This window comes from Aquabacterium soli (genome assembly GCF_003933735.1).
GTDB classification, from domain to species: domain Bacteria; phylum Pseudomonadota; class Gammaproteobacteria; order Burkholderiales; family Burkholderiaceae_C; genus Aquabacterium; species Aquabacterium soli.
In genome coordinates this window covers 97,382-106,903 of record NZ_RSED01000018.1, presented here as the reverse complement: position 1 = coordinate 106,903, position 9,522 = coordinate 97,382, and the positions used below count along the sequence as shown (strand labels likewise).

The following is a 9,522-nucleotide window of genomic DNA, read 5'->3' as shown; positions in this document are numbered from 1 at the left end:
CAGGTAGGTCTTGTCCAGGCTGAGCTTGCCTTGGTTGTTGCCGTAGATCACCTCTTGCGCCAGGGCCGAGCGGGGCACCTTCTTCAGCTCCTCCTGCGCCATGTACTTGAAGTCGTACACGCTGGGAACGAACACCGTCTTCAAGCCGCTCTGGTGGGCATGGTCGCGTGAGACGCGGGCGTAGCGATAGCAGTTGGCTTTTTCGAACCAGTCGGGGTCGATGCTGTTGACGCCCAGCATGCGGTTGGCCAGCGGGAACCACTTGGCGTACATCTCCGCGGCATCGACGCCGGGCAGCATGTGCTGGAAGTAATCGCGACGCGGTGTGACGGCCATGCCGCCATTGACCAGTGAGCCGCCGCCCACTCCGCGCCCGACGTAGACGGACATCTCGTCGTAGTTGACCCGGTCCAGCACGCCCGCGTACTGCGGGATCTTGCGGTTGATGATGTCCAGGCCCAGGAAGGTCTTGAGCGGCGCTTCGGTGCGGTCCTTGAACCACATGGCACGGCCATCGGGCGAGAGGGTGCTCGTGAAGATGCCGCCATCGCTGGCGGGCTCGGTCCACAGGCGGCCCATCTCCAGCATCACCACGCGGTGGCCTGCTTCGGCCAGGCGCAGCGCGGTGACGGCGCTGCCGTAGCCCGTGCCGACCACGACGTTGGGCACGCGGCCCAGGGTGGCCAGCGGGGTGGCCGGGCGGCTGGCGGGGGTGTTGAAGGTGCGCGCACCGGTCGCGGTGGCGAGCCCCAAGGCGGGCAGGGCGCTCAGGCCGGCGCTGGCGGCCCATTGCAGGGCCGAGTAGCCCAGGAAACGACGACGGGACAGCATGGGATGTCAGAAAGAGTTTTCGACATGGTGGCCGCCCGCGGTGTGCTTGACGTTAAGGTAAACCAGGGGTGTCCCGTGCTTGAGGGCCGGGTTAGCCCGACGGCCCTGCCGGTCAGTTGTGCGGCACGTGCAGCGTGTTGCGCTGCGAGGCCTCCGCCGGCAGGAACATGGCCTGCAGATCGCTCAGGAAATCCAGGCCGCGTGTGGTGGGCCACGCGCGCTGCAGGTCGCGCTCGAGCAGGCCCTTGGCCTCGGCCTCGGCCAGCGGGCGCTGGATCGCGGCCAGCGTGAGGCCGGTGCGCTCGGCAAAGCGGGCCAGCTCGAAGCCGTCCCGCAGACGCAGGCTGTTGAGCATGTACTCGAAGGGGCGCGCATCCAGCGGGATGTCGTGCTCATTGGACAGCGCCTGGCCTTGCAGGGCCTTGTCCATGTAGGTGGCCGGCTCGCGCCAGCGCACCTGGCGCACGATGCGCTCGGGGAAGCTGAGCTTGCCATGCGCGCCCGCGCCGATGCCCAGGTAGTCGCCGAACTGCCAGTAGTTCAGGTTGTGCTGGCACTGGTGGCCGGGCTGGGCAAAGGCCGACACCTCGTAGCGGCGCAGGCCGGCGGCTTCGGTGGCCTCGATCAGGTGGTCGAGCATGTCGAAGGCCGTGTCCTCGTCGGGCAGGTCGCGTGGCGGCTGCGTGGCGAAGCGGGTGTTGGGCTCGAGCGTGAGGTGGTAGAGCGACAGGTGCGGCGGCTTGAAGGCCAGGGCCTGCTGCACATCGGTCTGCAATTGCGCCAGGTTCTGGCCGGGCAGCGCGTACATCAGGTCGATGTTGAAGGTGTCGAAGGCGCTGCGGGCTTCTTCGATGGCGGCGCGGGCCTGGTCGCTGTTGTGCACGCGGCCCAGGGCCTTGAGCTTGGCATCGTCGAAGCTCTGCACGCCGATGGACAGGCGGTTGACGCCTGCGTCACGGAAGCCCTTGAAGCGGTCCTTCTCGAAGGTGCCGGGGTTGGCCTCCAGCGTGATCTCGCAGCCGGCTTCCAGCGGCAGGCGCGCACGGATGTCGGCCAGCAGGCGGTCGATGCCGGCAGGTGAGAACAGGCTGGGCGTGCCGCCACCGATGAAGATGGTGTGCACGCGCCGACCCCAGATCAAGGGCAGGCTCGATTCCAGATCGGCGATCAGCGCGTCGATGTAGCGGGATTCGGGCAGGGCCGACGCCTCAGGCGTTTTGAGGGCGAAAGGTCCGGCGCCGGGCCGCCCCAAGCCGGACGCGCCCCCTTGGGGGGCCGACGCCGCAGGCGTCTTGGGGGCGAACTCATGCGAGTTGAAGTCGCAATAGGGGCACTTCTGCAGACACCACGGCAAATGCACGTACAGCGACAACGGCGGCAGCGCGGCCAAGTGGCCGGGCCGGGACAAGGTGATCACGCGCGCAGGCCCCAATGCAGGGCCATCAGCTCGCGCATGCGTCGGCAGGCGATGGCGCGGTGGCTGATGGCGTTCTTCTGTTCGGCGCTCATCTCGGCGGCGGTGCAGCCATGGTCGGGCAGCCACAGCAGCGGGTCGTAGCCGAAGCCTTCGGTGCCGCGGCCTGATTCAACCAACTGCCCGGCCCAGTGGCCTTCGGCGATCAGCGGCTCCGGATCCTCGGCATGGCGCACGGCCACCAGCAGGCAGGTGAAATGCGCGTGGCGCTCGGCCTTGCCCTGCATGGTCTCCAGCAGCAGCGCGTTGTTGGCGTGGTCGGCCGCTTCTCGGGGCACGCCGGCAGGGTGGCGGCCGGCATCCTGCGCATAGCGCGCAGAGCGCACGCCGGGCAGGCCACCCAGGGCACGCACGCACAGGCCGGAGTCATCCGCGATGGCGGCGCCGCCACCCACCTGTGCCGCGTGGCGCGCCTTGGCCAGCGCGTTCTCCACGAAGGTGATGTGCGGCTCTTCCGCCTCGGGGATGCCCAGGGCGCCCTGGTTGATCAGGTCCAGCCCCAGCGGCCCCAGCAACGGCTGCAGTTCGCGCAGCTTCTTGGCGTTGTTGGAAGCCAGGATCAGGCGCAGGTGGGGCGTCATGTCGGGTCCTCGGGGCGGGATGAAGCGGAGATCAGGCGGCCAGCGTCTGTGCCAGCGCCTCTTTCTGGCGTTGTACCAGTTCGCGGATGCCCTTGTCGGCCAGGGCCAGCAGTTGGTCCATCTCGGTGCGCGTGAAGGCTGCGCCTTCGGCCGTGCCCTGCACCTCGACGAAGTGGCCGGCACCGGTCATCACGACGTTCATGTCGGTGTCGCAGGCCGAATCTTCGGTGTATTCCAGGTCGAGCAGGGGCGTGCCCTGGACGATGCCGACGCTGATGGCGGCGATGCTGTCCGTGACCGGGCTGGCGGTGATCTTGCCCTGGGCCAGCAGCCAGTTCACGGCGTCCATGGCGGCCACGTAGGCACCGGTGATGGCGGCCGTGCGGGTGCCGCCGTCGGCCTGGATCACGTCGCAGTCGAGGTGGATGGTGCGCTCGCCCAGCTTGCTCAGGTCGAACACGGCGCGCAGCGAGCGGCCGATCAGGCGCTGGATCTCCTGCGTGCGGCCGCTCTGCTTGCCGCGGGCGGCCTCGCGGTCGCTGCGGGTGTGGGTGGAGCGGGGTAGCATGCCGTACTCGGCCGTGACCCAGCCTTCGCCGCTGCCGCGCTTGTGCGGTGGCACGCGCTCTTCAACGGAGGCGGTGCACAGCACCTTGGTGTCGCCGAAGGCGATCAGCACGGAGCCCTCGGCGTGCTTGGTGTAGCCGCGGGTGATGGTGAGCGGGCGCAGTGCGTCGGCGGCTCGGGCTTGCGTGCGTTGGTAGGCCATGGTGATCTCAGAAAAAGCTGGGGAAGGAAAAACAAAATCCGGTCGCGAGGACCGGATCATAGGGGGTGGGCGCCAGCCGCCTGATGGTGGCTGCGCTCAGGTCTTCTTGGAGGCGGCCTGCGAAGAGCGGCGGATGGCTTCGTTGATCTCGCGGATGGAGCGCTCGATCTCGGCCTCGTCCAGGTCGTCGGGCTCGACGGTGTCGCCGGGGCCGGCGCCGCCCACGCTGGCCTGGATGGTGGAGGCGAAGACTTCATCGCCCAGGGCCTCGGTTGAGATGCTGGACGGCTCTTCATTGGCGGCCGATTCCCATTCCATGGCGAGCACCGTGACGTTGTCGCACTTGGGGCCGCCATTGCGCAGGGCTTCTTCGACCAGCTCGGGCACGGCATCGGAGATCGCGCGCGTGGCCATGTGGCGGGTGATGACGTCGTCTTCGACCGTGCCCCACAGGCCGTCGGAGCACAGCAGCAGGCGGTCGCCCTCTTGCAGCAGCAGCGGGCCGGCGGTGTCGACCACGGGCTTGCCGGGGCTGCCCAGGCAGGTGAAGAGCACGTTGCGGTTGTAGCGCTCGACCATGGGCACCACGGTGGAGAGCGTGTCCTGCAGTTCGGCGTAGGAGTGATCGCGCGTGCGGGCGATGAGCTTTTCGCCACGGACCATGTACAGGCGGGAATCGCCGCAGTGCGCCCAGTAGGCCGTGTCGCCCTGGAGGATGCAGGCCACGATGGTGGTGCGCGGCGTGTCGATCAGGCCCTTCTCGCTGGCGTAGCGCAGCAGCTGGTGGTGGCCCGCCATGATGGCGTCCTGCAGGAAGCGGATCGGATCGGCCAGGGCAGGGCGCGCATCGCGCTGGAAAAGCGCGGCGATGGTCTGCAGGGCCAATTGCGAAGCGACTTCGCCTTCGGGGTGGCCACCCATGCCGTCGGCGAGCGCGAACAGGCCGGACTCCCGCGTGTAGCAGTAGCCCATGCGGTCTTCATTCTTTTCACGGCCGCCCTTGCGGCTGACCTGGTAGACAGAGAACCTCATGCCTTCGTGCCCGATTTCAGATTCTCAAGCTGAAGCTTGACGCGTTCGGAAAAACTAAGTTTGGTGTAGCGGCGCTCGGTCTCGCGGGCCAGTTCTTTCTGCAATGCAAAAACACTTTGCGGGCGAGCCAGCGGGTCCAGCGACATGCACCATTCCGTCACTTCCAACAGGTTGTCAGAATAGACATTGCGCAGTCGCGAGAGAGACAAGCTTAAACGGTCCTTTTCCAAACGCTGCGGTGCATCATTGGGCGGATAGCCCTGCATGCATGCATAAATGCACGCTCCGATCGCATAAATGTCGGTCCAGGGGCCGAGGGACCCATCGCGGCGGTACATCTCGGGCGCGGCGAAGCCCGGCGTGTACATCGGGCGGATGAAATTGCCTTCTTTTGAAAGCACCTCGCGGGCGGCGCCGAAATCCAGCAGAACGGCCTTGTTGTCGTTGGTGATGAAGATGTTGGCCGGCTTGATGTCCAGGTGCAGCATCTTGTGCTGGTGCACGATGCGCAGGCCGCGCAGGATCTCGTCGAAGAGGCTGCGGATGGTGGACTCGCGGAACACCTTGTCGCGCTTGAGATCACGTGCGGTGACGATGAAGTCCTGCAGGGTGTCGCCCTGCAGGTAGTTCATCACCATGTAGACGGTTTCGTTCTCGCGGAAGAAGTTGAGCACCGAGACCACGCTGGGGTGCGAGATCTGCGCGAGAGACCGGCCTTCTTCGAAGAAGCTTTTGAGGCCCAGACGGTACAGCGGCTGCTTGTCGGGCTTGACGCGCGGGATCAGCTCGCCAGGCGCGCGCTCGGCCAGCGATGCGGGCAGGTACTCCTTCAGGGCCACCAGGCGCTTGTCGGGGTCTTCGGAGAGGTACACCACACCAAAACCACCGGCGGCGAGCTTGCGCACAACCGTGTAGCCTCCCACGACGGTGCCCGAAGGCAACGGAGCGGGTTTAGGCTTTGACATAATCAGGTTTTGTCTGCTGTGAAAGGTGCCATGTCAGTCTACAGTATGACCGGCTATGCCAGTGCCGTGGCGTCGGTGGCAGACCACGTCGGTGAAAACACCGAGGACGCCGGTGCGCCGGCCGTTGCACGCAAATCCGCCGAAGGCGGTGTCGGGGCCGAACTGCGCTCCGTCAACAGCCGTTTCCTGGACCTCAGCTTCAAGGTGCCGGACGAGTTCCGGGCGCTGGAGCCCGCCTTCCGGGATCTGCTCACCGCCGCGTTCAAGCGCGGCAAGATGGAGCTGCGCCTGCAACCGCAGCGCGTGGCCGACAACGTGTGGCCGCAACCTCAGACCGAGCAGTTGCACACCCTGGCCCGGTTGGAAAGCACGGTTCAGAACTGGCTGCCCAATGCCGCCGGGCTGAGCGTGAACGAGGTGTTGAACTGGTGCCGTGGCACCGCGCCGGCCGTGAAGCTCGACGAGGTGGCGCTGGATGCGGTGCGCCGCTGCGTGGAGGCCATGAAAGAGGCCCGCGCGGTCGAGGGCGCGCGCATGGTGGCGGTGCTGCTGGACAAGCTGGGGCAACTGCGTGAGCTGGCCGCCCAGGCCGGCCCGCTGATCCCGCAGGCCGTGCAGCGCCAGCAGGAGCGCTTCCTGCAGAAGTACCAGGAGGCGCTGCAGGCCGTGGGCGGTTCGGTCACGCCCGAGGCGGCGCAGGAGCGTGCGCTGGGAGAGGCGGCGGCCTATGCCCTGCGCATTGACGTGGACGAAGAGCTGCAACGGCTCAAGGCCCACCTCGATGAGATCGAGCGCCTACTCAAGAAGGGCGGCGAGGCCGGCAAGCGGCTGGATTTCCTGATCCAGGAGCTGCACCGCGAGGCCAATACCCTGGGCTCTAAGGCTGCGGCGCTGGAGCTGACGCAGATCTCGGTGGGCATGAAGGTGCTGATCGAGCAGATGCGCGAGCAGGTGCAGAACATCGAGTGAGCTCGGGCCTCAATACGGAAAGTCGAACAGCATGTCGTCTTCCATGGCCCTGAGTTCCCTGGCCTGCTGCCTCAGCCAATGCTTGGCCATGGCTGGCGTGTCCAGCCACCGCAGGTCCAGCCTGGCGCTTTGCGCCACGGCATGCCAGTGACGCATCTCCTGCGTCAGCATCACGGTCAGCTTGTTGGGCTTGAGGCGCGCCCGCTGGGGCAGCCGGTAGGCCATGCGCAGCGCTTCGGCGCGCATGGCCAGTTCGTCCTGCAATTGCTGGAGCTGTTCGCTCAGCAAGAGGTTGAACTGGCGTGCCCGCTCTGAAGTGGCGCGCGCCAGCTGGGCCACATCGACCTGTTCGATCTCCAGCTGGATGGAGAACAGGGTCAGCAGATCCTCGCGTTCGTAGGCCTGGTTGGCCCGCTGCATGAGCGCGGTGCGCCGCTCACGGTCGGCATCGTCGCTGGCGCGGTCCGGGTGCAGGGCGCTGGCCAGCTTGCGGTAGACCTCGCGCACGGATTGCGAGGCCTCCTGCGCTTCCTGCTCTCGGCGGCGCTGGGCGGCCGTGGGGCGCGGGCGCTCAGAGGCAGGGCTGTCGTCTTCATCGGGCAGGGCGAAATTGGGGTCAGCTCTGGCTTCGTCCTGCAGGCGTGCCCGCATGTGCTGCAACAGCTCTTCGGGGGATTCGAAGGTGTCATCGCCCAGGTCCAGCCCCGTCATGTCCTGCAGGGCGGCCTTCATCTCCTCGATGGACTGGGCCTGCTCTGTCGCGAAATCGACCTCGGCGTGGGTGTCGTACAGGGCCTTGAGCTCGGCCGCCTGCGTGGCATCGATGAATTCGCTGTCGATCAGGTCGGCGGCCAGGTGGCACAGCACCTCACGCATCGTGGCGCGTTCCTTCTTCGTCCAACCCTTGGGGCTGGCCAGCATGGCGTCCAGCCGCAGCACCAGGGTGTGCCGGCAGCCGTCCACCTCTTGCTGCAGCGGTCGAACCTGTTGGGCATGCCCTTGGGCGAAGATCGGAGTGTTCTCGTCCCACGCCTGCAGCTCGGCCCGGGCCTGTTCAATCTTCTTGAGCAACTGATTGAACTTCTTCTGCGCCGGGGTCAGGGGCTGCTCCGGCGTGGGGGTGATGGCGAGTTGGGTGGTCATGGGAAGGGGCGGCGCGAGAGGCGTGGTCATGATAGCGGCCACCTCGCCATGAAGCCGCACGTGGCTTCACTGCCAGAAATAGTGATGCACCATGAACAATAGGCCTGCCTGAAGTGGTTTAAAATTGATAATGATTCGCATTATCTAGGGGTGGCTGCTCAGCGCAACCGTCAGCGACTGACCCAGCGCGGCGCAGCCATGCCTGCGTCGCCCGCATGTCCGCCTCCACCTCCTCATCGTTCGAAGCCTTGTATGTCAACCACCATGGTTGGCTGAAAAGCTGGCTGCGCGGCAAGGTGGGCAATGGCTTTGACGCCGCCGATCTGGCGCAGGACACCTTCATGCGGGTGCTCAAGGGTGCCAACGCGCAGGACATCCGCCAACCGCGTGACTACTTGAGCACCATCGCCCGCGGGCTGGTGGTGGACTGGTACAGGCGTCAGGCGCTGGAGCGAGCCTTCCTGGATGCGCTGGCCTGCCGCGCCGACAGCCTGTCCTTGTCGCTGGAAGAGCGCGCCATCATGCTGGAGACGCTCACCCAGATCGATCGCATGCTCGATGGCCTGGGCGCCCGCTCGCGCGACATCTTCCTGATGGCGCAGCTCGAAGGCCTGGGCTATGCCGAGATCGGCCAGCGCATAGGTGTTTCCGTCACCACGGTGAAGAACCACATGGTCAAGGCGATGGCGCATTGCCTGGCCTTGGTGGACGACTGAGCATGCCGCCTCCTGCAACCCAAGCCACGGACAGCGGCCCGATCGACCGTGCCGTGCTGGAAGAGGCCGCGCGCTGGTATGTCCGCCTGCAAGGCGATGAGACTGCCGAAGCCGCTTCTTCGCAGGCGCGATCCTGGCAGCACTGGCTTGATGAGGCGCCAGCCCATCGCCGTGCCTGGGAGCGGGTGCGCAGGCTGCAGGCCCGCATGGGCCGTGTACCGGTCGACATCGCGGTGCCGACGCTGAAGGCCCGGGCGGCTGGCATGACCAGCCGGCGGGGGGCGTTCAAGACGCTTGGGGTGGTGCTGGGCACGGGTGCGCTGGGTGCCGCGGGCTGGAAGGTGTTCGAGCAGGCGCCCTGGCAGGTATGGGGCGCCGCCTGCCGCACGGGCACAGGCGAGCGACGCAGCTACCGTCTGGCCGATGGCTCGATGCTGGAGCTCAACACGGGCAGTGCCGTGGATGTGGCCTTTGATGTGCAGACGCGCCTGTTGCGCCTTCACGAAGGCGAGATCCTGGTTACGACGCATCCTGATCCAGGGGGCATGGTCAGGCCTTTCGTCGTGCAGACGCGCCAGGGGCGGCTCACGGCGCTGGGCACGCGCTTCATCGTGCGGCAGATGGATGGGGTCACCCGGCTGACCGTGCTGGAGCACGCGGTGCTCGCACAGCCGGCCCAGGCATCGAGCCAGGCCGTGAAGGTCGAGGCGGGCCAGCAGTTGCTGCTGTCAGCGGACAAGGTCGGGGCGCTTCAAGCCGCCTCGGCCTATGAAGACGCGTGGTCCCGCGGCATGCTGGTGGCGCTGGATTGGCGGCTGGACGAGTTCCTGCGTGAACTGGGGCGCTACACGCCAGGTGTGCTGACTTGTGACAGCGCCGTGGCAGCGCTCAAGGTGTCGGGCGTTTTCCGCCTGGACCAGCCCGAGGCTGTGCTGCACAACCTGACAGGTTCGCTGTCTGTGCGTGTACAGCGGCTGGGGCGGTGGTGGACGCGGGTATCGGCTGCCTGAACTATTTTCTGGCGCGGGGTTGCTTTTTTCGA

9 protein-coding genes and 1 pseudogene are annotated in these 9,522 nt (G+C 66.6%); 3 read left to right on the top strand and 7 right to left on the bottom strand.

Translation table 11 applies throughout. The annotated features are described in order from the left end of the window. The 6 genes and pseudogenes from EIP75_RS18960 to EIP75_RS18935 form a co-directional block, all read right to left on the bottom strand. Nucleotides 1–831: pseudogene (locus tag EIP75_RS18960) on the bottom strand (hypothetical protein); the annotation flags it as partial. A 112-nt stretch (nucleotides 832–943) separates the two neighbouring features. Continuing rightward, nucleotides 944–2,248 carry a radical SAM family heme chaperone HemW gene (gene hemW / locus EIP75_RS18955; RefSeq protein ID WP_338014944.1) on the bottom strand — a complete coding sequence of 435 codons (1,305 nt, stop codon included), beginning with the start codon at nucleotides 2,246–2,248 and terminating at the stop codon, nucleotides 944–946. Continuing rightward, nucleotides 2,245–2,886 carry an RdgB/HAM1 family non-canonical purine NTP pyrophosphatase gene (gene rdgB / locus EIP75_RS18950; protein ID WP_125244851.1) on the bottom strand — a complete coding sequence of 214 codons (642 nt, stop codon included), beginning with the start codon at nucleotides 2,884–2,886 and terminating at the stop codon, nucleotides 2,245–2,247. The genes hemW and rdgB overlap by 4 nt, the downstream gene beginning before the upstream one ends. A 31-nt stretch (nucleotides 2,887–2,917) precedes the next feature. Next, nucleotides 2,918–3,655, bottom strand: coding sequence for a ribonuclease PH (gene rph / locus EIP75_RS18945; RefSeq protein ID WP_125244850.1), 738 nt, complete (start codon nucleotides 3,653–3,655; stop codon nucleotides 2,918–2,920). Nucleotides 3,656–3,751: 96 nt separating this feature from the next. After that, complete coding sequence (locus EIP75_RS18940; protein WP_125244849.1) at nucleotides 3,752–4,687, bottom strand: PP2C family protein-serine/threonine phosphatase; 936 nt, start codon at nucleotides 4,685–4,687, stop codon at nucleotides 3,752–3,754. Further along, a complete protein-coding gene (locus EIP75_RS18935; protein WP_125244848.1) occupies nucleotides 4,684–5,652 on the bottom strand; it encodes a serine/threonine protein kinase in 969 nt (322 codons plus the stop codon). Before EIP75_RS18935 ends, EIP75_RS18940 begins: the two co-directional genes overlap by 4 nt. Before the next feature lie 45 nt (nucleotides 5,653–5,697). Between EIP75_RS18935 and EIP75_RS18930 the strand changes: the two genes are divergently transcribed. Further along, complete coding sequence (locus EIP75_RS18930) at nucleotides 5,698–6,621, top strand: YicC/YloC family endoribonuclease (RefSeq protein ID WP_420797179.1); 924 nt, start codon at nucleotides 5,698–5,700, stop codon at nucleotides 6,619–6,621. 9 nt (nucleotides 6,622–6,630) lie between these two features. Here EIP75_RS18930 and EIP75_RS18925 read toward each other — a convergent pair whose 3' ends face one another. Further along, nucleotides 6,631–7,764 carry a J domain-containing protein gene (locus tag EIP75_RS18925; RefSeq protein ID WP_125244846.1) on the bottom strand — a complete coding sequence of 378 codons (1,134 nt, stop codon included), beginning with the start codon at nucleotides 7,762–7,764 and terminating at the stop codon, nucleotides 6,631–6,633. A gap of 215 nt (nucleotides 7,765–7,979) precedes the next feature. Between EIP75_RS18925 and EIP75_RS18920 the strand changes: the two genes are divergently transcribed. Next, a complete protein-coding gene (locus EIP75_RS18920) occupies nucleotides 7,980–8,480 on the top strand; it encodes a sigma-70 family RNA polymerase sigma factor (RefSeq protein ID WP_125244845.1) in 501 nt (166 codons plus the stop codon). 2 nt (nucleotides 8,481–8,482) lie between these two features. Next, nucleotides 8,483–9,490: a FecR domain-containing protein gene (locus tag EIP75_RS18915; protein WP_125244844.1), complete on the top strand. Its 1,008-nt coding sequence runs from the start codon at nucleotides 8,483–8,485 to the stop codon at nucleotides 9,488–9,490. Nucleotides 9,491–9,522 lie beyond the last annotated feature (32 nt).

What these genes read in the sequence shown, in the direction of transcription:
- rph (WP_125244850.1), bottom strand. Translation starts at nt 3,655, where the DNA reads ATGGCCTACCAACGCACGCAAGCCCGAGCCGCCGACGCACTGCGCCCG.
- EIP75_RS18930 (WP_420797179.1), top strand. Translation starts at nt 5,698, where the DNA reads ATGACCGGCTATGCCAGTGCCGTGGCGTCGGTGGCAGACCACGTCGGT.
- EIP75_RS18935 (WP_125244848.1), bottom strand. Translation starts at nt 5,652, where the DNA reads ATGTCAAAGCCTAAACCCGCTCCGTTGCCTTCGGGCACCGTCGTGGGA.
- EIP75_RS18920 (WP_125244845.1), top strand. Translation starts at nt 7,980, where the DNA reads ATGTCCGCCTCCACCTCCTCATCGTTCGAAGCCTTGTATGTCAACCAC.
- EIP75_RS18925 (WP_125244846.1), bottom strand. Translation starts at nt 7,764, where the DNA reads ATGACCACCCAACTCGCCATCACCCCCACGCCGGAGCAGCCCCTGACC.
- rdgB (WP_125244851.1), bottom strand. Translation starts at nt 2,886, where the DNA reads ATGACGCCCCACCTGCGCCTGATCCTGGCTTCCAACAACGCCAAGAAG.
- EIP75_RS18940 (WP_125244849.1), bottom strand. Translation starts at nt 4,687, where the DNA reads ATGAGGTTCTCTGTCTACCAGGTCAGCCGCAAGGGCGGCCGTGAAAAG.
- EIP75_RS18915 (WP_125244844.1), top strand. Translation starts at nt 8,483, where the DNA reads ATGCCGCCTCCTGCAACCCAAGCCACGGACAGCGGCCCGATCGACCGT.